This is a genomic window from Vibrio alginolyticus NBRC 15630 = ATCC 17749, assembly GCF_000354175.2.
Taxonomy (GTDB): domain Bacteria; phylum Pseudomonadota; class Gammaproteobacteria; order Enterobacterales; family Vibrionaceae; genus Vibrio; species Vibrio alginolyticus.
In genome coordinates this window covers 1,681,231-1,702,105 of record NC_022359.1, presented here as the reverse complement: position 1 = coordinate 1,702,105, position 20,875 = coordinate 1,681,231, and the positions used below count along the sequence as shown (strand labels likewise).

General features: G+C 44.4%; 20 protein-coding genes and 1 pseudogene. 8 read left to right on the top strand and 13 right to left on the bottom strand.

Annotation, left to right across the window (positions count from 1 at the left end; all coding sequences use genetic code 11):
• The first annotated feature begins 4 nt into the window (after positions 1-4).
• Both N646_RS22775 and cyoE read left to right on the top strand, forming a co-directional pair.
• Positions 5-1,024, top strand: a complete 1,020-nt coding sequence (locus tag N646_RS22775; RefSeq protein WP_017635865.1) for a COX15/CtaA family protein — start codon at positions 5-7, stop codon at positions 1,022-1,024.
• Positions 1,017-1,916 carry a heme o synthase gene (gene cyoE / locus N646_RS22770; RefSeq protein WP_005385222.1) on the top strand — a complete coding sequence of 300 codons (900 nt, stop codon included), beginning with the start codon at positions 1,017-1,019 and terminating at the stop codon, positions 1,914-1,916. Before N646_RS22775 ends, cyoE begins: the two co-directional genes overlap by 8 nt.
• A gap of 82 nt (positions 1,917-1,998) precedes the next feature.
• Here the strand turns inward: cyoE and N646_RS22765 are convergent, their stop codons facing one another.
• Together N646_RS22765 and N646_RS22760 are read right to left on the bottom strand one after the other, a co-directional pair.
• On the bottom strand, positions 1,999-2,472 hold the full coding sequence (locus N646_RS22765) for an FKBP-type peptidyl-prolyl cis-trans isomerase (RefSeq protein WP_005375638.1): 474 nt from the start codon (positions 2,470-2,472) through the stop codon (positions 1,999-2,001).
• 13 nt (positions 2,473-2,485) lie between these two features.
• Entirely contained in the window at positions 2,486-3,118 is a 633-nt protein-coding gene (locus N646_RS22760) for a thiol:disulfide interchange protein DsbA/DsbL (RefSeq protein ID WP_017821598.1), read from the bottom strand.
• 282 nt (positions 3,119-3,400) lie between these two features.
• Here N646_RS22760 and N646_RS22755 point away from each other — a divergent pair, with 282 nt between their 5' ends.
• On the top strand, positions 3,401-4,027 hold the full coding sequence (locus N646_RS22755; protein ID WP_031777209.1) for an OmpA family protein: 627 nt from the start codon (positions 3,401-3,403) through the stop codon (positions 4,025-4,027).
• A gap of 191 nt (positions 4,028-4,218) precedes the next feature.
• Here the strand turns inward: N646_RS22755 and N646_RS22750 are convergent, their stop codons facing one another.
• The 4 genes from N646_RS22750 to N646_RS22735 all read right to left on the bottom strand — a co-directional run bounded on the left by N646_RS22750 (position 4,219) and on the right by N646_RS22735 (position 6,063).
• Positions 4,219-4,578 (bottom strand): glutaredoxin family protein, encoded by a 360-nt coding sequence (locus N646_RS22750; RefSeq protein ID WP_017821596.1) that lies wholly within the window; start codon positions 4,576-4,578, stop codon positions 4,219-4,221.
• A gap of 111 nt (positions 4,579-4,689) precedes the next feature.
• Entirely contained in the window at positions 4,690-5,232 is a 543-nt protein-coding gene (locus N646_RS22745) for a hypothetical protein (RefSeq protein ID WP_017821595.1), read from the bottom strand.
• Positions 5,219-5,764 (bottom strand): YaeQ family protein, encoded by a 546-nt coding sequence (locus tag N646_RS22740; protein WP_005375627.1) that lies wholly within the window; start codon positions 5,762-5,764, stop codon positions 5,219-5,221. The genes N646_RS22745 and N646_RS22740 overlap by 14 nt, the downstream gene beginning before the upstream one ends.
• Positions 5,765-5,853: 89 nt before the next feature.
• Positions 5,854-6,063 (bottom strand): cold-shock protein, encoded by a 210-nt coding sequence (locus tag N646_RS22735; protein ID WP_005375625.1) that lies wholly within the window; start codon positions 6,061-6,063, stop codon positions 5,854-5,856.
• Positions 6,064-6,428: 365 nt separating this feature from the next.
• Here N646_RS22735 and N646_RS22730 point away from each other — a divergent pair, with 365 nt between their 5' ends.
• The 3 genes from N646_RS22730 (at position 6,429) to N646_RS22720 (ending at position 9,632) form a co-directional block, all read left to right on the top strand.
• Positions 6,429-6,716, top strand: coding sequence for an alternative ribosome-rescue factor A (locus N646_RS22730; RefSeq protein WP_017821594.1), 288 nt, complete (start codon positions 6,429-6,431; stop codon positions 6,714-6,716).
• Between the two features lie 249 nt (positions 6,717-6,965).
• Positions 6,966-8,408, top strand: a complete 1,443-nt coding sequence (locus N646_RS22725) for a transporter substrate-binding domain-containing diguanylate cyclase (RefSeq protein WP_017821593.1) — start codon at positions 6,966-6,968, stop codon at positions 8,406-8,408.
• Between the two features lie 333 nt (positions 8,409-8,741).
• The gene (locus N646_RS22720) at positions 8,742-9,632 is read left to right on the top strand and encodes a sigma-70 family RNA polymerase sigma factor (protein WP_017635872.1); all 891 of its coding nucleotides are present in this window, start codon (positions 8,742-8,744) and stop codon (positions 9,630-9,632) included.
• A gap of 26 nt (positions 9,633-9,658) precedes the next feature.
• On the opposite strand, the gene N646_RS22715 is transcribed toward N646_RS22720, so the two are convergent.
• From N646_RS22715 to N646_RS22685, 7 genes are all read right to left on the bottom strand, one after another.
• Positions 9,659-10,033, bottom strand: coding sequence for a hypothetical protein (locus N646_RS22715; protein ID WP_017821592.1), 375 nt, complete (start codon positions 10,031-10,033; stop codon positions 9,659-9,661).
• 105 nt (positions 10,034-10,138) lie between these two features.
• Positions 10,139-12,277 carry an ATP-binding cassette domain-containing protein gene (locus tag N646_RS22710; protein ID WP_017821591.1) on the bottom strand — a complete coding sequence of 713 codons (2,139 nt, stop codon included), beginning with the start codon at positions 12,275-12,277 and terminating at the stop codon, positions 10,139-10,141.
• Entirely contained in the window at positions 12,274-13,860 is a 1,587-nt protein-coding gene (locus N646_RS22705; RefSeq protein ID WP_017821590.1) for an ATP-binding cassette domain-containing protein, read from the bottom strand. The genes N646_RS22710 and N646_RS22705 overlap by 4 nt, the downstream gene beginning before the upstream one ends.
• Entirely contained in the window at positions 13,850-15,274 is a 1,425-nt protein-coding gene (locus tag N646_RS22700; protein WP_017821589.1) for a TolC family protein, read from the bottom strand. Before N646_RS22700 ends, N646_RS22705 begins: the two co-directional genes overlap by 11 nt.
• Positions 15,249-17,480, bottom strand: coding sequence for an ATP-binding response regulator (locus N646_RS22695; RefSeq protein WP_017821588.1), 2,232 nt, complete (start codon positions 17,478-17,480; stop codon positions 15,249-15,251). Before N646_RS22695 ends, N646_RS22700 begins: the two co-directional genes overlap by 26 nt.
• Positions 17,481-17,483: 3 nt before the next feature.
• Positions 17,484-18,833, bottom strand: a complete 1,350-nt coding sequence (locus N646_RS22690) for an HlyD family type I secretion periplasmic adaptor subunit (RefSeq protein ID WP_017821587.1) — start codon at positions 18,831-18,833, stop codon at positions 17,484-17,486.
• A gap of 9 nt (positions 18,834-18,842) precedes the next feature.
• Positions 18,843-19,211, bottom strand: a complete 369-nt coding sequence (locus N646_RS22685) for a hypothetical protein (protein ID WP_031777210.1) — start codon at positions 19,209-19,211, stop codon at positions 18,843-18,845.
• Between the two features lie 182 nt (positions 19,212-19,393).
• Between N646_RS22685 and N646_RS25230 the strand changes: the two genes are divergently transcribed.
• Complete coding sequence (locus N646_RS25230) at positions 19,394-20,776, top strand: cadherin-like domain-containing protein (RefSeq protein ID WP_017821586.1); 1,383 nt, start codon at positions 19,394-19,396, stop codon at positions 20,774-20,776.
• A 16-nt stretch (positions 20,777-20,792) separates the two neighbouring features.
• Positions 20,793-20,867, top strand: a pseudogene (locus tag N646_RS25225) (cadherin-like domain-containing protein); the annotation flags it as partial.
• Between the last annotated feature and the right edge of the window lie 8 nt (positions 20,868-20,875).

Below are 20,875 nucleotides of genomic sequence, written 5' to 3'. Positions count from 1 at the left end.
GCATATGAAATTAATTCAGTTGGTGAGATTCAGTTTGCTCCTAACTCTCGTGGTGATCATGTTAGGGGCATATACTCGCCTTTCAGATGCAGGGTTAGGTTGCCCGGATTGGCCTGGTTGTTATGGGCACTTTTCTGTGCCGCATCAAGAAGAAGACGTCATACGTGCTAACCTGAACTTCCCCGAGCGGGCAGTAGAGCATGAGAAAGCATGGCTTGAGATGATTCATCGCTATTTTGCAGGAACGTTAGGTTTAGTCATTTTTGCGATGGCAGCGATATCAGTAAGGTCTGAGCGTGTAAATTCAACCATTCCGATGTTGCTAAGCGTATTGGTGATTGGGCAGGCACTTTTGGGAATGTGGACAGTTACTCTTAAATTAATGCCCGTCATCGTGATGCTTCACTTGCTCGGTGGTTTTGTTTTATTGGCGTTACAGGCGATTTTTTACTGCCAATTAAAAGCGCAAAACAATCTCTATTTCTCTCCATCTTCTAGCTCTCTGAGAGGCTTTTCATTGTTGGTTTTCCTGGTTGTTTTGGTGCAAGTGCTCCTTGGAGGATGGACTTCGTCAAATTATGCTGCGCTGATGTGTACCACACTGCCGATTTGTGAGGGAGACTGGATGAGCCATCTCTCATGGAAAGAAGCGTTTTCTTTCTGGCAAACTGGATTCGAGAATTATGAATTTGGTGTCTTGGAGTATCCGGCAAGAATGACTATACACGTCACTCATCGTATAGGCGCTATTGTTACCGCCACCGTGGTATTGGCTTATAGTATTGGGCTTATGAGGCAAGATTCTCATCATTCACAGAGAATCGGAGGGTGGTTGTTATTCACTCTGGTGTGCCAAATTATGCTGGGTGTAAGCAACGTAGTATTTCAACTTCCTATCTATGTCGCGGTGGCGCACAACCTTGGTGCCGCTGTTATGTTGAGTCTCGTTTGTGTTAGCCAGTTTTACTTGTGGCAGGGTAAAACGGCTTGGAATTACACCGCGAAAGGAGTTCGCTATGAGTAAAGAAATCGCGCTGTCGTTAAATGGGCGAAAGCGACTAAGTTCCGTTTATTTGAAGTTAACGAAACCTAAAGTGGTGGCGTTAATGTTGGTGACGGCAGTAGTAGGGATGAGCTTAGCCCCGGTTGATGATTTCCCCTGGTTGCAGGCGGTAGTTGGCCTAACGGGGATTGGTCTGATGGCAGGGTCTGCGGCAGCGTTTAATCATCTAATTGACCGCCGAATTGATGCGAGAATGGCACGTACACACAAACGACCATTGCCATCGGGTGAGACTAAACCATCATCGGTGATAGCCTTCGCTACAGTTTTAGGTGTCTTAGGGTTTGTACTTCTCTATGCGATGGTCAACCCGCTGACGGCATGGTTGACTTTGATGAGTTTGCTCGGCTATGCGATGGTATACACAATGTACCTCAAACGTGCTACGCCCCAAAATATCGTCATTGCAGGGATTGCCGGTGCGATGCCGCCTCTTCTCGGTTGGACTGCTGTAACAGGGCAATTACATGCGAATGCTTGGCTGCTCGTAATGATCATTTTTATCTGGACGCCACCACATTTTTGGGCTCTGGCTATTCATCGTGTCGAGGATTACCGCAAGGTAGATATTCCCATGCTGCCAGTGACACACGGCATTGAGTACACCAAAACTTCTATTCTGTTGTATACGGTGCTATTGACTTTGGTTTGTGTCCTACCGGTTTTGGTTGGTATGGTCGGCGTGGTGTATCTTTTTGCCTCGCTACTACTCAATGCTGGCTTTATGTACCATGCATGGAAGCTAAAATATGCACCAGAGCCAAATACCGCGATGGAGACGTTTAAATTCTCTATCTATCATCTTTTGGCGTTGTTCATTGCATTGCTTTCGGATCACTATATTGGTTTTTAACCTCTCTTAAAACAGAAAACGCCGCGTGGTTCGCGGCGTTTTTGGTTTTGATACTTTGGCTTTAAGACAAAGCTTTCTAGATTTATTGAATTTCTAGCAGTTCAACATCAAAGATCAAAACACTTGCTGGTGGAATTGGGCCAGAGCCACTCTTACCATAGCCAAGCGTGCTTGGTACGAAAAGGCGGATTTTCTCACCTTCTACCATGTATTGTAGACCTTCTTGCCAGCCTTTAATGACTTGGTTAAGACCAAATGAAATCGGCTCACCACGATTAACAGAGCTATCGAATACCGTGCCATCAATCAAGGTGCCGTGGTAGTGTACTTTTACTTTACTTGTTGCCGTTGGGTGAACCTCACCTTCGCCTTTTTCAAGAACCATGTATTGAAGGCCACTTTCTGTTGTGATGACGCCTTCTTTTTTCGCATTTTCTAGTAAGAATGCTTGGCCTTTGGCAAAGTTTTCATCTGCTACTTTATGGTTTGTCCAAGTACGGTAAATGAAAAAGCCCGCCAAAATAAAAATAATAAGAGGAAACAAAAATTTAGACACGTAATCTCCTTGTCTATTTAGGTTGTTTTAGCAAAAAGTTGATGGTTTCTGCCATGGCTTCAACGCTGTCATGACCACCAGTAATCACTTGATATTTTCCGTTTACGATAAAGGCTGGAACGGAGTTAATTTGGCCGCGAGTCGTGATCGCTTCTGCCTTAGTGATGTACTCAAACAGCGCTTTTTGCTGTGCTTCATCTAAATGGTAAGGGCTGATAAGGTTGCGAGACTCAAAGGCTTTCTCTACGGCGATTTGGCGTTCCTCAGCCGTTGCATCGGCACCCATTTGCACAGCAGTAAAAAGATCCACCATAAACGCTTTATCTGGTGTTGATTCAAGCTGCATTACGGCAGTATAGAAGATGATGGCGCTCACTTGTGCACTTTCATTGAACGTTACATGCATTTTTTCAACGCTTTGATCGGTCAATGATTCAATTTGAGGGACAAACTCTTCCATTGAGCGGCAGTGGCCACAAGTTAAAGAGAATGCTTCAGTCAGGGGAGCTAAATCATATTCTTCAAGGGATACTGGCAAAACTTCGTATTGTTTGCCTTGCTGAGGCTGACTCTTGCCGCTATCGCATGCCGACAAAGCCATTACGGCAACAACAACAGCAAAGCCTTTCGATATGGTTTTTAACATAGTAGTGCTCTAAATGAGAAATTTGCGTTAGTTTATCGGTTAACGATAGTGACTAAAACCATTAAATAACAATAAAGTGAGACCATTGGTAACAGACTTAGCCTGACGTATGGGCTGCAAGGGTAGGGTATTTTAGTGTTGCGTTTTATTTGAGAGATGATTTTGCATTGACTCCAGTGGCATGAACGCTGCATAGACAAACCAATCGGTGGACAAAAGCGCTAAAGATTCGGCGTGTTTTGTCGACACAATGAACAAGAGTTTTTCTACGTTGGTAATGGTATGAAGCATTGGTTTTTAATTGTTTGTGGCATTCTGGCCGGGTGCAGTAGCCTCGATCAAGATATGGTCCCAGGTGGGGACATTTTAGATACAGCTCCTAAATCAAACACAGAGCTGAGACACCCAGAATGGGGATACCCGAGCGCATCCAATGTGGCTTCTTCCCCTCGTTCATATCAAACGGCGAGGGCGTCAGTAAAAAAGTCGCAAAACGTGACCTCTCTGGAAATGTTCCTGAGCAGGCATAACATTCCTCACGAGACGCTCAGTGGTGGTCACCTGATGATACGTTTGAAAGAGCAAGTGCATTTTCAAACGGGTTCTGCACGGTTATCGGCTCAATCTCAAGACTGGATTCGAAACATTGGTCACTATCTGGCGGGAAGAACTGATGTTGATGTCGTGATTGATGGTCATGCGGATAGCACGGGAGCTGAAAGCTTCAACGACACGCTATCTGAAAAGCGAGCTCGTGAAGTAGAAAAACAACTATTGGCGACGAGTATTCCACGTCAACGAGTGTTTTCTAGAGGCTTCGGAGAGTATGTACCGAAGTGCAGCAATGCGACAGCAAGTGGTAAAGCTTGCAATCGGCGCGTAGAGCTAACATTGATCGTGGATGAATAACGCAGACGTTGGGCGGTAATCTTCGTTGTGTTGTTCTCGCATACTCGTTATTTGCTTAATGGAGTTTAAGTTCGGAGTTGAGCAAGAAGACTGAATAAGGAAAGCTCGCACGGCAACATTTAGCTAGAAAAAATAGAAAAGAGGCACCGTTAGGTGCCTCTTTTACATCCGCCAATGTTCATAGGGGGAACTTAGGCAAATTCTTTTTCAACGTAAGCGACGATGTCAGATGACTCGTATAACCACTGTGTTTCGCCATCTTTTTCGATACGAAGACAAGGGACTTTAACTCGCCCACCACCTTGCTCTAGTTCAGCTCGATGAGTCGGGTTATTTTTTGCATCACGTAGCTCAATGTTCACCGATTGACGCTTCATTGCACGGCGGACCTTTACGCAAAAAGGGCAGGCTTCAAATTGGTAAAGTGCGTATTGTTTCGCTTTTTCATCAATACGTTGCTGTTCTTCTGCGGTGCGCTTAATACCACGAGGTGAGAACACCGCGTTCAGCAATAAGATAAACTTGCCTAAAATCCAACGGATAAACTTCATAATGATCCCTTGATGTTCATTGGGTAATTGTCCTTTAAGAATGCAATCATGATGCTTGTTGCACTGAGCGTGAAGTCTATCAGTTGTTTGAAATGGATAAAACCATGTATTTTATGAGGAAAATAGACGTTTAAACCAACCCCAAAAGCCACTTGCTGAAGCCGGACGGGCTTCTTTACCTTGATAAAAACTTTGCATGAGTTCGGTTCTGAATCCATCAACGTCCATGCGTTTCATGACAAGCTCATGCTGCAATGTATTTTGAGTCTGCTCGGCATGATCGTGCGCCAAGCTGAAATCCATATTTAAATAGCCTTGCGTGTATAACCAAAGGTGGGTGACTAAGATTAGGTCTTCAGCAGATTGGTTAGTAAACTTATCCGCGTGCTCATTACCCAAGGAGTCAGTCAGAACTTGCTGCATACGCTGGGTAGAGTGAGCATGTTGCTCGTAGTTAGCACTTGCTTCAATATGTGATTTGGTCAAAAGGCCAAGCAGGTGAAGAGTAGGTGCTGTTGTGGGTTTGTTCTCACAAACTTTTGTAAATAGTTGTGACTGTTCTTTTAACCAACGTCGCTTTGCTGCTTTATGTTCTTTAACAAAGGGGATTTCTTCAAATCCCATCTCTTGACTCAGTTCACTAAGAGACGTCATGGTTTTTTAGTTCCTTCACCGTTACTTCGATATGTTGATCATTGATATCAACAAAAATTGAGCTGCCAGTAATCATAACAGAAAGGCTAGTACCTCGGTCAAGGTGCTGACAAATCAAGTCGATAGCGTCATAGTCAAAGCTCTCTACGTTGACGGGAAGCATTGAGAACTTTCCTGACATTTTGTCCCACCAGACAGCCGCTTTGGTGTTATAAGTGTAAACTTTTACATGCTTTGCTAGGCGAGAAGCTTTCTTAATTCTGTCTGGTTCTGGTTCGCCAATTTCAATCCAGTGAGTAATGCTTTGATCATCGCCAACATGCCATAAATCAGGCTCTTCAATCGTAGAGAGTCCTTTTGTAAACTCCAGATTGCTTTGAGCATTTAAACAGTAAGCTAGAATGCGAGCCAACATTCGTTGCGGCTTTTCAGAAGGGTGAAGGGCGATAGTTAGATTTTTAGAATCGTAATAGTCATTATTCATATCGGAAATGGCGATACGAAATTTGTAAATGGTTGGTTTAAGAGCCATAGATTTATATCGTTTTGTTGGCAAAATAAGTTTTAGGCAAAAAAATAGCCAGCTTTAAAAGCTGGCTATCGTATCAAATTCTTTAAGAATTAAAGTACTTTGATTTGCTCTGCTTGAGGGCCTTTTTGGCCTTGAGAGATAACAAATTCTACTTTCTGGCCTTCAACTAGAGTACGGAAGCCGTCACCAGTGATTGCAGAGAAGTGAGCAAATACGTCAGGACCGTTTTCTTGTTGAATGAAACCGAAGCCTTTAGTTTCGTTGAACCACTTAACTGTGCCAGTAGCTGTGTTAGACATGTCTATTTCCTAAATATCTAAATAATGTAATCTTTCGCCTCAACGGCGCTTATAGCGTGGAAAAATAAATTGCTATTGCGTACCACAGGACGACGGGTTACAAGTAATCCAACGAAATGTGAAAACAAAGAACTTTCTTTCTAGCCGTGTTTGAGTCTAGGTTAATTCCACGAAGAGTCAACATATATTAGTGCTTTATGGACAAATATTTGTATTTAGTCACTATTTAACCAGCATGTTTTTGATTAAATTTCAAATAAATGACGGTGATGTGAAGTTTTTTAGCATAAAATTCAACTAAATCTATAAATTTGACTTATTTATATAATTATTGTCCAATCTGGTTCGACCATTAAGGAGGATTTATGGCAAAGCGTAAAATCAGTCCTCAACCGAGTGGCTCACAACATGAGACCGACTTCGGCAGAGGTGAAATCAAAGACAACGCGTTAAAAGCGGTTGTTACCAGTCAGCTGTTCCAAACACGAGTCGTTAAAGCGAAAAAAGGTAAAGGTAGCTTCAGCCGTAAAATGAAGCATAGAGGCAAAGAGCCCTATTCAAAGTTCTCCCCAAGGTGGATTTTGAATAGGGCTTTTTTATTGGTACTAGGTGTTTGCAAAACTGATGATATTCAATTTTTTAGTACCAGATAAGTTATTCCTAATTTATCATGTACTGCTTCAACTGCTTCAACTGCTTCAACTGCTTCAACTGCTTCAACTGCTTCAACTGCTTCAACTGCTTCAGCGAACCAGGCGTTGAAAGTACCAATTAAGTACTAAAACTTACTAAGTTAGATTCATATCAATAAGCGTCACTTCCTGTCTTATGCAACTCTACTATATCTTTAGTCTAATCAAACAGCCGAGATTATGGTTTAAAAAGACTGGTGAGAAGTAGGTATGTCATCGACGAGTTATGGTACTTATGGTTGCAAATGTAAAAAAGCGTGTGCTTCTTTATTACTACTGTGGCTGTCCATTTGTCCGATGGCGCATGCGCACAAATCAGAGTCTCATTCTTTAATTGTTGCTAACTCCAAAGCGTGGAAGCCGTTCTCTTACCTTAGCCCAGATGGTGAACCTAAAGGTATTTTAATCGACTTTTGGAAAGAGTACGCGGCGAACAACCAAATTGACGTTCAGTTTCTCCTTTTGGATTGGGATGCTTCTTTGCAAGCCGTAAAAGAGGGTAAGGCTGACTTTCACGGAGGACTTGTCTACTCGCCCGAAAGAGCGAAGTATATGGACTTTGGCGCCGTCATAATGCCTATCCAAACCAAATTGTACGTAAATAAAGATGTACTTTCGGTTGATATCAGGAGTGTTTTAACTGGCGAAATGACGATGCCAATTGGCGTTGTTAAAGGAAGTTACGAGTCTGAGTTTGTTCAGACGAATTATCCGAATGCACCTATCGCAGAATACATTAACAATGATTCGATGATACAAGCCGCCGTCGATAAAAAGGTGCTGTACTTTGTTGCAGACCTGCAAGTTGCTAACTTTTATATGGCAACCACGCCGGGAGCGGGTATGTTTGTCCCGACAATTAGCTTATATAGTAAAGATCTTCGGATTGCAGCAGGAATGCACAGTGCAACTTCCATTTTAGAGGTATCAAGAGCGTTTGAAAAAGTCATCGATACGGATCGTGAGCGGATCCTCACCCGTTGGAGTGTGGTGAAAACGGTTTATCCACTTTATCTTTTCCCTATTGCTATTTTCATTATGGCGATTGCAACGCTTTATCATATTTTTGCCCTCAAACGTATGGTTGCTCTTCGGACAAGGCAATTAACGATTGCCAATCAGCAATTGCTGGAGATGACGTTGACGGATTCTCTCACAAAGCTATACAACCGTAGACACCTGATTGAGCAATTGGCGCTACTGAATCATTTGAAGCGAAACTTAACGGTGATGGTGTTTGATATTGATGATTTTAAATCAATCAATGATCGATATGGCCACCTTGCTGGAGACCGAGCAATAGTTGCCATCGCAGAAGCCGCTAAGTCGATGACTGATGACCGAATGACATTGGCGAGAATTGGAGGAGAAGAGTTCGCACTCGTTACGTCGTCTCTGTCAGAGCGAGAAGCGCTCAATTTTGCCAATATGCTTTGTAAAGCCGTTTACGATCAGCCTGTTATACTGGGTGGACAAGCAATTCATTTGAGTATCAGTTTGGGCTGTGCTTACTATCCTGAGTTTACCCACATCGTGAGCTTGCAAGATGCTGACGAGTTGATGTATCAAGGTAAGTCTGAAGGAAAGAATCGTGCAGTTTTCCAAGTTATAACAGACTGTCAGCTTCAACCTGCGCTTCGTCAAGTGAATTAGATCTCGCTAATTCAACTGATGCTTCAAGCCATCCTCAAGCCTCAAAGTTTTAGTCAGAGTAACGTGGTAAGCGTTGACGATCACGTTGCGTTGTTTTCTTTGAGGCCAATTTGCGTACAAATACTATCACTTTCATATATATAACCCCCCGCCTGCTCACGTTTTTATCATAGAAGCAGTAATTGTTTTAAAGTGATAAGTGATTTCTTGGTAAAGATCAGAACCCCTGTCTACACTCAGTGTAAAGTAATGCATATAAAGCATGATGCATACAGTGTTGTACAAAAACAATTAAAGAAGATAAGAAATAAGTTGGCTTGAGAAGGACGGGGAATGAACAACGAATGCTTTGCTAGGTTCCGAGCTGTCACGGATGAACTGTCAATGAAAGAATCGTTGTCAGTTGGGAAAGACCCTTATGCTCACTATCTCAAAGATATTGTGGGGATTGATTTGTTGTCTCGTGAAGAGGAGTTGCATTACGCCAAACTTAATCGAGCTGGTGATGAAGAAGCGCGCGAAATGTTGATTGAGTCTAATCTTCGACTTGTTGTGAAAATCGCAAAAGGCTACCTCAAACGGCCAGGCAATAACTTTACTCTGCTCGATTTAATAGAAGAAGGTAATATTGGTTTGATAAAAGCGGTCGATAAGTTCGATCCTGAGCCAGGCTACCGTTTTTCTACTTATGCGGTATGGTGGATTCGCGAGAATATAGAAGCGGCATTAATGAACAATGGCCGCACGGTACGTTTACCTGCTCATGTGTGCAAAGAGATAAATAGCCTGGCTTTAAAAAAGCTCGATGCGTCAAAAAGTGAGAGCAAGGAGTTGTCTATTTCTGAACTCTCACGCTGCTCAGGGGTGAAAGCAGAGCGTATAGATGAACTTGTTGCGCTTAGTGGCTTTATTGATGTATCGACCACTGCGGACCTACATCGCGTTCCATTTGTTCTTGAACTGTGTGAAAGTGAGTATACGCCAGATCCACAACAAGACTGTGAAAATCAGTGCTTTACTCAAGCTATTGAAAATATTATTAAAACCTTGCCAACTAAGTTGCAAAAAGTCTTGATCCATCGATTCGGATTATTTGACCAGAGAGTGAAAACCTTGTCGGAAATAGGCCTGTTGTTAAACGTGTCTAACGAGCGTGTTCGTCAGATGCAGATAGAGGCGGTTGAACGCGTGCAGAAACGTCTCCGATTCGATGGTTGGGTTTAAGATTTTTAGCCCCTTATCCTAGCCGATTAATTTACTGGCTTGCTACTCTGTTCTTCCGTAAGTAACAGCAGCTCAAGCTGTGCTTTAGCTGCTGCCTCCAATCTCCATACACTCAATAATCGGTTAAGTGCTGCGCGATAAGCACGACTTTTGAGTAAAAAAGCGAGCGTACTTGTGTAGTTGTTTACGACTTGCGCTTGTGTCTCGACTAATGAGGTTTTGTTTTCGATGTCGATGTGTTGAAGGTTAAAGTCAGGAAGAAACGCACACTCATACCATACCTCTACAATTTCACGAATTTCGAGTTCTTCTTCAGGCACATCGAAGTCTTGTAACTGGTAGTTTTCTGGTATTGTTGATAAATAAACCACATCCAATTTGTCTGCAACAAATGTATACATCGGATTCCTTAGTGTACGCGCTTACAGAGTAAATAGTCTCATCGTTTACATTTTTGTCAATGACCGTGCTCAAGTATGAATGATGAACCACACCACATTCCGAACTTAACTTAGACTTTTTAAGTACTTATCGGTTAACCCGAAATATTTCAGGTTGCCATCTGGCTCCAAGACTAAGCTCATATTGGATGTAGAGATCATGCCCGGATCATTCGTTGAGAAAATAACGGTCTTATTGAGTAGTTTGTCGCTAAATAACCGCTTGAAATAGTGGGAGTTTTCTTGCTCTGCACCATTAAATGGCTCGTCAATGATAATCAAAGATTGTTCGCAGTTGCCTAGCCCTAATGCGAGCCGCAGTCTTTGTTGAATACCATTTGGTAAACTTTTACAGATATCAACGCTCAATTGAGTGTCCAGGCCTTGTGGTAACCATGTATCGAGCTCAAAGAAACTCACCATTTCACGCATTTTTTCTGTTGGGATTAATCCATTATGCAAGATGAAGTTAGTCTCCAAGGAGCCTTCAAAAATATGCAAATTAAACGGGATGTAGTTAATCGAGGTTCGGTAGCGATAGCTGTTGAACTGTTTGATGTTGTAACCGTCTACCGACACTGCGCCTTGGTATCTATCTTCTAAACCCGCAAGGATGGAAATTAGCGTGGTTTTGCCGCAACCAGTCGGTCCACAAATCACCACCTTCGCCCCTGGGGCAATTTTAAATCCGAGATTGGTTAAGCCCGTTGCTGCGCCAGTGTAGCGATGGCTTACACCGCTGCCGACAATGCTGCCTTGGAAGAGGCGAATAGGGGGGCTTTTCTCCAACGTTAGCTTGTCATCATTCATCGCCATAAGGTTGTTGATTTGCGCAGAGGACGCCTTAATGGATTGGAATTTGGAAATGGAGTTGTAGATACCCATTATCGGACCTAACGCCTTCCAGACTAGAATTACGGTTGCAAGCATGGCACCGGCATCAGATGTGCCATCCATTACGCCGATAACCGCAGTCACGATACTTGCGGTACCAATAACCTGAATCAAACTTCCGCCTGCTGCCTGAACCCTGCTATTAGTCACTGAAACATGTTCTGCATCGTTGGTGCTTTGTAAATGCGATGCGCTAAAGCGGGACTGGATAACACGCAACAATGGCAAGCCTTGGATGGTTTTTATACCACGAAGAATCTCATTCCATTGGTAAGAAACCATGGCGTTGGCGCGAGAGCTCTTGGACGTGGCTTGCGAGTAGATGTAACGAGAATAAACACAGAACACCAACATTAGAATCAACCCCGCCATAACGACTAGCGCTGCGGTACCAGACATAAGAGCAATGGCAATAATGAATACGATAACAAACGGCATGTCGAAGTAGCTTAATGTTGACTCTGCGGTTACCAAACGGCGGAAAGTGTCGATGTCTTTCAAACGTGCTAACTGAGAAGAGACACCAGCGGTAGATGTCATCGAATAAGGAAGCCACAACAGTTTGGATATTACGTTTTGAGAAATATGCACCGCCAAATCCTTCCCTGATGTGGCGATGATGTTGACCCGCATTTTCTTGAAAAAGTATTCCGAGAACCCAACAATCACAGCAAATAACGTGAGCCAATAAAGCGTGGCTTGCGAGCTAGAGGTTAAGGCGAAGTTGTACACACTCATAATAAAAAAGGGCTGGAGTGCGCCGAGAATACTGACCACGAAGCTGAGGATAATCAGGCTCTTGAGTTCATTGTTGTAGCGATAAAACGCGTATTTAATCCAGTTACTGCGGTCTTGAGATTCAGGTGGTGGCTCTCGGAACAAGCGCGAGTATTCGCTGATAGAGACCAACAAGCATGGCTTTTTGCAGAGCGGGTATTCAATGGTGTTGTTATTGGTGTAATCAAACAGGATCAGCTTGCCGTCTTTGGTGCCCAAGAAAATCGCAGTGAGGTTTTCTATCTCGATAAAACAAGGATGAGGGTGCCCCTCGATGTGCTCCAACGTTTTTAGTTTGGTGACGTCACAACGGTAACCAAGGCGTTCAATCGTAGCGATAAAACTGTCGCTGTCTTTTGGTTTAGGGATAAAAGCGTCGCTGAGGATAGAAGGTGTGCCTTCCCATTCAAGCGCTATGAGGGTGTAAGCTAAACCACGAATCAAAGGTGACTCATTGTATCGCTCGTCATAACTGCGAGCCTCAAAGTCCAACAAGCGCTGAGGGACATTATTAAAATCAACCAAAATACTCATTGGTCACCTCCGGTAAGTTTGACGCGTTTGAGGCGATGATTGAGTTTGTCCATCTTATTGCTGACGATGATGAGTATTTTGTCGTTGGCGCGATAAGCAGTACTGGTCAAAACCAATCGAGCAAAGTCGTCATCATAAACACAGTCGATGTCGTCGAAGATCAACACACGTTTGTTTGCGAGTAAGGCACGCACCAACAACAAGGCATAAGCGACTTGGCGCGAGAATGGGTTGCGTAAATGCCCTTTAAGCTCGGTGTAAAAACCAGCGGGAAGGGCATCGATTTGTGCTTTGATGTTCATGGTTTCGCAAAGCGCAAATGCCGTGTTATTTAAGCTTGGGCGGAAACAAGTCAAGTTGTCGATGATGGTGCCTTCGACGAACGAGCTGGTTTTGTCGACCATCAGCACGCTATTACGCCAGACGTTGTAATTGACGTCATCGAGCGGTGTCTCGTTGATTTGGATATCGAGCTTGCTGTCGGTGTTTTGCCGTGTAATGCAATTGGCAAGATGGGTTTTGCCTGCGCCGCTTTTCCCCGTTAGCAAGTAAGCCTGACCGCGTTCGAACTCGATGCGTTGTTTTTCCGAATACTTCACCGAGATGCGCTCGACTTCTGTCGTGTCATTTTGTTGTTCTACAGACGCAGCAAGCTCAAGCAACTCGGCGATTCGTTGAATATGAAGCTTGTTCAACTCCCAGCGACTCACCGTGCGCATCACTTGCTGGTATGGGGCGAAGTAGCGGTTGGTAAGCATGATGATGGCTGCCATGATGCCTTGGCTAGATTGCATGTTGATAACTGCCGTTGCTAAAACCACCACCACACAAGCGATGGAGAGCTGTTGTATGAGCGACAAGATAAGGTTGAAGTTTGATTCGATTTGCTCGTATTTGATGTTCTCGACTTCACGTTCTTCCACCATTTGTGTCATCAAGCTCTCGACGCGATATTCCATATTGCGTGCTTTGATATCGAGTGGGCTAGAGATGATCTCGATGATTTTCGAAGTGGTTAAGCCTTCGATGTCGGATTTGTTTTCTAGGCTGTTGATTTTTTGCTTGGAAAGACTGAGTGCGAACACCGCTAAAACTATGGAGGCGAGCAAGATGGTCACTCCCGCCCAAATGTTGATCAGACCGATAATCAGAATGGTCAGTATGCTGATGGCAAGGTTGATCAATGCCCGAACAGATTCTCCGCCAAAGAAGGATTTAATCTCTGGAATGGTGGCAATACGTTCTAGGTATTCACCGGGTTCTAGGCGACGAAACTTCGATATCTCAGCCAAACAGATGGATTGAAACACCTTGTTGGTTAGGTTGGTTTCGAACTGCTTCATGATCACCGACGAAATCTTCTCTTCCTGATTCTTTAAGTGATAGTCGAGGAAGATGGTGATCAAGATAATGGCAAACAGAAGAAACAGCGTGTCTTTGGCTTGGTTAGGTAAAACTCGGTCAAAGATAATCAGAATCGAAAAGGGCAGTACTAAACCAAACAGCGTCGAGATGATCGTTGAGAAAGTCAGGTAACACTTGTCAGCAAAGTTAATCCTTTGGGAAAAATGCTCAGTTTGCATTGCGACCTCCTTTCTTAATCGATGGTTTGGAGAGAAGGTGTTTTGGAACTAAGTCTTGATTGCTTCTGCCTTCGATATCGCTCATCAATTGCATGATGCTTTCGATGGACTGCACCGACAGCATGCCTTTGATTTGCTCAAGATTGATTGATTCAATGATGTAGTCATAACGCGCGCTCTCGTAATCACGTAGCGCGCTAAACAGTTTACTCTCCGCTGCCAGTAAGTCGGTAATGGTTCGCGTGCCAAGCTGGTAAGCGCGTTGAATGCCTTTGTAGGAAGCGTAGTTTGCACGAATGATGTTCTCGTAACTGCTAATAGCGCGGGAGAAGTCATTAATGTTGAGTACCGAGGTGTTAACGCTATTGCGCGTAGTGAACAACGAATCTTGGTAAAGTAGCTCGGTTCGCTCGATAGCAGTTGAAGATTTTTGATAACCGTAATAATCCGAACCGCCGGAGAAAATCGGCACATTCAAGTTCAAACCGACGCTGGTGGAGTTACTGTCCCCTGTTGCGGTTGGGTCGGTTCGGTCATAGTTGTTCGCATCGTCGTAACGGTAACTGGCAGAGAGCGACACGGTCGGCACAAAGTTTGAACCGCTTTCTTTCAAGCCTCTTCGGCTTCGTTCTACGGTCTTCTTCGCAACCAATAAGTCGTTATTGAGCTTCAAAGCTTGTTCAAGAATCGCGCGTTGTTCGGATTCGCTGATTTCCGCCAAGGGCACGCTTTCGTAGATGTCCTGCGATGGGGTGACCGGGTATTGAACTTGAATCTCTAAACCGTTCAAAATCACACGTCGGTCTTTCTCTAAGGTTCTTAAGCGATTGGCAATGCCTTCTTTCTGAGCAATCACCTCATACAACTCGCTCGCCGCAGTGTTACCAAGCTCCACGTTGCGACGCATTTGGCGTTCACGCGTTTCAGAAGATTTAAGCTCGACTTTGGTGGCTTTGATTTGCGCGTTGTTTTTCAGGTACTCGAAATATTGAGTCGCGATTTCAGAAATGGTGCTCTGGATTTTGTTCTCGTGTTTGATTTCTTCAATGTTGAAATCAAGCTTCGCGGTGCCGTATTTGAAGATGTCGCCAAGGTTAAACACCGATTGAGATAAAGACACGCTGTAGCTGTTTGAGTTGTAGCTAGAACGCGTATCCGGTGTTCCCGTTAATATGGTCTCGTTTTCATTCCATGTGGTATCAGCGGCACCGTTTAAAGAGGGCAGGAACTTAGAACGGCTAATGTCGATGTTGTATTCGTTTTCTTCCACGCCTTTGTCACTAGCGCGCAGAGATAAATTGTTTTCCAAGCCGAGTTTGACCGCCTCAAGCAAGGTGGTCGCCATTGCTGAAGGAGCATTGCTCAATGTAAGCGCTGCCAATACGCAGCTAGTTAAGTTTCTGTACCGCCACATACTTGTTGATCACCTTGATGATTTCGTCGTTTTTATAAGGTTTGCTGATCACGTAATCCATTCCAGCTTCGATACAAGCTTGGTGTTCATTACTGCTGGTCAATGCTGTCGCACCTATGATGGTGCAAGGGTTTTGTCCGCTCTCTTGTTCGTATTGTCGAATGCGTTTGGTTGCTTCAATGCCGCCCATACCCGGCATGATGCAGTCCATAAAAATGATATCCGAGCGCTGGTTCATGAAGTGCTGAACAGCGTCTGCGCCATCGCCAACGGTGTCGGCTTCGTATTCTTGCTTGCTCAAAATACGTTTGAGTAGAATCTGTTGAACACGGTCATCCTCAACAATCAGGAATGAGCTGTTCTCCATCTGATCTTCAGAGGCTTCCGCTTCCATGATTGCCAATAGGTTAGGGATGAACTCATACGGAATCGCAGGAGAGTTCAGAATCTTGTCGACAAAGGTATGGCTCTCTTGTGCTTGCTGAGTGCTAGTGACTGAAAGCAGCAATTTAGTATTTGGGTGATTGCGCAGTTGCGATTTCACCGTTTTGCTCAGTGAGGGCAGCTTGTTTGGCTCGAACGTGTCAGTCAGCATGATGGCATCGTATTCGCCAAAGGTTTTTGCCGCAGAGAAGAGCTCGTTTGGTGTGCGAATTGGCGTAATCTCTAAGCCCAAGTTGACTAACATTTTGTTCATCACATCAATGCGCAGCTGAGAGTTGGCACACAGTAATAGGCGCTTATTATCGAAGCGAGTTTTCTCGGTGTGGAAGCTTTTGGCTTTCAAATCGAGCTGAATTTGAAAACGTTCCTGATTGCCCGATTGATACCAATGGCTCTCGTAATAGCCGTAATCTTTCAGTACGCTTTTCGCCAAATCGTCTTTGGTTGCGGTGTGCTGTTTATGGTCGCTCCAGTGTAGTGTATTGAGCTTGGCAAACGGCACATCCAGTGTGGTTAAGAAGTTTAGATTGATGGTCAGGCGAGTGTTTTCAATGTCTGACGCTGCGCCCGATTCAATGGTGACAAACAGTTTTTTGTCGGCTTTGAGTTGGATGGCATTCGATAGCTGTAGGAACAACACCCAGAATAAGCTGGTGGATTGCCCTTCAACACGGTTTGGTAAGTTATCCGAGATAAAGCAGTCTAGCTCACCTTCATTTCGCTGCACTTTTGAACTGATGTGAATCATCAATTCAGACAGCACATTAAGCAGTGAAAACTCTTTCGATTTGCTCTCGGTCCCTTGTGAAATGAGTCGGTTATAGTTCTCTGCCAATTCAGACAGGGTATTGGCAGCCGAGGTTATATCTTGCGCCATCAACACGCCGCTCTCATCGGTCTCTTGAACGAGATATTGCACGCCGCCGTTAATAGTGTTGGTGATGCCACGAATCTCGTAACCAATCAGAGCATAGAGCTGCTTGTAGAGATCGTTATTACGTTTTTGCTCTTCGAGTTTGCTGAAAATCAGTTTTAGGTGAGAGTAGATCTGACGCTGCTTCGGATTGATGCTCACTTCATTGAGCAACTCTTCCAACCTCTGTAAATCCAGTTGTTTGAGTTCTTGATAAAGCCCGTCGAATTCTTGATCAATGTCACGCTCATTCGAGCTGGATTTTTTCAGTTTAAGGATTGCCACCAAGTTCGATAGCACTGCGATACCAACCAGTACGACAACGACCACAAACAACCAAATGAAGAACTCGTTTTTCTCCATCATTAGGTCGCTCGCATGGTTGTTAAATATGGTCCTGTAGTTGTCGTCCATTTGTAGGTAGTTATTGGTGAGCGAGAGGTACAGTGCCAACACATCGTCGCGTGTTTTTTGGCTGTCTGAGAACCGATTGATTGCCAGTTCAAGCTGCGTGTATTCGGTCGCGCCCACCAAGCTAAACTCGGTTTTGTTGAGTGACGCGAGCGACTTAAATTGGTCAATTTCGTCTTTCAGAACCTCAAAATCAAGCTCTGTTGTACTGCAATAACGTGCGCTTAAACAGCGTTGAAGCGTTTGAATATCAAACTCGATAGTTTGGTTGAGCTGTTGAGCTTGAACCAAAAGAGGCGCGTTTTGCACTTTCTCGACTGAATCCACTTTTTCCCAAGAGATATACAAATAAAAGGCGAGGGCAGCCAGCATCAAGCTGAAAGCGATGCTTAGGCGCATAACAGGAACGGAAATATTGTAAGAAGGTTTGCTACTCATCCATCACCTCTCATCGAATGCGTCTTCGATAGCCGACATAACCGGCTTCGCTGCGTATTCGATCACCCGGCGTGAACCTGTTTTCACGTCTGCGGTAAACTCCATATAAGGGGACAGCTTGTATTGTGTGCCTCCGCGCTCTAGATAGTTTTGACTGATTTGGATTTCCGCGAGGTAGAATTCAGCGTCTTCTTCTTCATAAGAAGAACGGCTGATCGATGCAATTCGACCTTCCAAAAATCCGTATTTGGCAAAGTTGTAGGTATCCATCTTCACTTTGACCGCTTGTCCGATTTCTACAAAACCCATGTCTTTACGCGGGATCTTCGCCTCTCCGTGAAGGGCGTTATTGATCGGTGCAATGTCCGCGATGCTTTCACCTGGCGGTATCACAGCGGAGCGGAAGTTGAAGTGCACTTTATCTACTACACCGTCAATAGGGGCGTAAACCACGAGGCGATCCACTTTATCTGAGTGTTGAGGACGTAATATACGTTTCAACTTTAAGTCCTTGTTTGCTTGAATGATTTGTGCTTGATACTCGGCATTACGATTCTCCACCAAGTCTCGGTACTGCTTCTCTAGTTTGTCGAGTTGGAAGCGCTCATTCATGACCGACTCATCAAGGTTTTCTATCTCACGCACCATGTTTGACTCTTGAACCTGCATATTCAGAACATCGACGTAAGACGCCATTTCCTCTTTGTACAAGGTGTTCTTAATATTGAGCTGCTTGCGTATCAAGGAGAGCTGGTTCTCGGAGCTTTTACGGCGCTTGAGCATTGAATCAATAAGCGAATTCTTATGTTGGATATCGTGAGTGATCAACTCTTCATTGGAACGGTTTTTAGAAAATTCTTGCTGCCAGGTATTCATGTTGACTTGCACTAATTCTGGGTACTTTTCGATGTAGGAAGAAAAATCGGGTTCCACCATATCGCGCAGGCTTTCGTAACGAATCTTGTCTAGCTCAAGCTGAATGATCTCTGTGTTTACCGTATCAAGTTGAGTGTTTCTATCCAGAGAGCGAAGGCGTGCAATAGGTTGACCTTCATAAACCACTTCGCCTTTGCGCACTAGCATTTCTTCTAGAATACCGCCTTCAAGGTGTTGCACTTTTTCGATGTCAGATTCGAGCAATAGCTCACCGCGCACCGACACCACAATGTCGATACGAGCCTGAGATGCCACGGCGATAGCCACCATGGAAAGCAAAAAGATAACCAGCAAGGTTTTGTGTACGCTGGTCATTGCACTTGCTAGCACGATTGTATCGTCTGCTGTTACCTTCGAAGCTTCGTTGTTCGAAACAAGCGCCTTTTTGAGGTGATGTTCTATTTGCTTATTACTCATGAGCCACCCCTATGATTCACTACCTGTGCGGCTATCGATTGAATTTTCGATTTTTAACAGCTGGCTAATTTGTTTGTTTACGTTGTTAAGCTCGGTTTTAACGTCCTCGATCAATTCATTAGGAGCAGGGAAATGGTGTTTGTTTAAGTGTTCAAGCTTTGCCAATTTTGGTGGTAAGTCGTCATCACATAACAAGACGAGAATGGTCTTTAGTCTTTTTGAATAACATCTGAGTGCTTCAAAACGGTTTTGTTTATGCAGCATCTCAATATCAATCCCTGCATCACTGAAATCTTGGTAAAAATCGCCTAATAGCAATTGCAGCCCTTTATGGCTGTTGTCGACTGAGCGCAACAGATTTGTCATATTTATCATTATCCCACCGCACTAATTGCTTTAATGACAACAAGTAAGGATCTTTATACTGGGTTTTCAAATTTTTTTGTTTTTATAGAACTCGAAAGGTATGAAAAAAGTTGTATAAAAAAGTTGGTTTCTAAAAATGGTGTCCTTTACTGCCTCTAAATACGATCAGTTAGCTAAAAGCAACGGAGGCTGTAATGGCAGGCGACACTAATCAAGAAAAAGACAATGAAAAGCTTAACGATGCGGTAGAGCAAACAGAAACGAAGGATACGGGGACAAAAGAAGAAAAACAGCAGTCGACCGTCTCTTCGACTGTAGCGACCGGTGCTGAAAGTGCAGATGCTGTTGATGAAGCCAATCGTGCGATGGGAGAAAATCCTAGTGGCGCGGGTACGGAAGAAGAAGCAGTGAGCTCGGGTGGCGCAGTTCAAGAAGAGGATACTGAAAGTAGCAGCGACTCTGACGCTGCACAATCCAATGTTGTTGATAGTGTAGCTTCTAGCGGAGAATCAGGTGACCAGGCTCTGGGCAGCGGTGGTTCGGATTCTGGGGCGGGTGCCCAAGCGGTCGGTGGTGGTGATGCCTCTGGCTCTGAAGGTGGTTCGGACGCAGAAGGCAATGAAGCGCAAGGACAAGCGGTACAAACTTCATCTGCGCCAAGTGCTTCTTCAGACTCTGAAGGTTCTCAAGGTGGTGACGAGCTAGATTCAGAAACCACTGAAGAGAGCTTCGCGGTGGATGTACAAGACACCAGCGAAGAAACCACGACGCAAGTAGAAGACGATTTCGACTCCGAAACTACGAGCGAAACGTTCCAAATTAAAGTCGAAGGTGAAAATGACGCGCCAGAAGTAGGGCAAGATCTGGCATACATCATGGATGAAGATGGCACTATTACCTTCACTCAAGAACAACTTCTCGGGTACGCGAGTGATGTTGATGGCGATGATCTTGCCGCATTCAACGTGCAAGTGGGTGCTAATGCATCCGTTGTGGATAATGGTGATGGCACTTATACCGTCACACCTGATACAGATTTTAATGGTGAACTCGACTTAACGTTTGATATCAGTGATGGTCAAGAAACCATTTCTAGCTCGATTGATTTAACTGTTCGTCCAATCAATGACGCACCAGTGCCTGAAGATAAAACCTTTGAGATTGAAGAGGATGGTACGCTGACCTTCACCGATGCTGACCTGCTTGCTGGCGCAACGGATATTGAAGGCGATAACCTCACAGTTGAAGGTGTAAGTTACGATGGTGGCGACGGCATCCTGACCGATAACGGTAATGGGACTTACACTTTCGCGCCAAATGAAAACTTCAATGGCGATGTGAACTTCAGCTTTGATGTGTCCGACGGTACAGATACGGTTTCTGCCAACATTGATGTTAGTGTTACGCCAGTCGATGACGCACCAGTATCTGGCAATCTTGCTTACTCGGTGGATGAAGATGGCTCGATTCGTTTGAGCCAAGAGCAGTTGTTGTCGCAAGCTTCCGATGTGGAAGGCGATGCACTGACGGCGTCTAACCTTTCGGTAGATGGCAATGCGACGGTGACTCAAAAATGACGATGGTAGCTTCACCATCACGCCGGACGCAGATTTCAACGGTGATATCGACATCAGCTTCGATATTTCCGATGGCACGAACACCGTTCAAGCAACCGC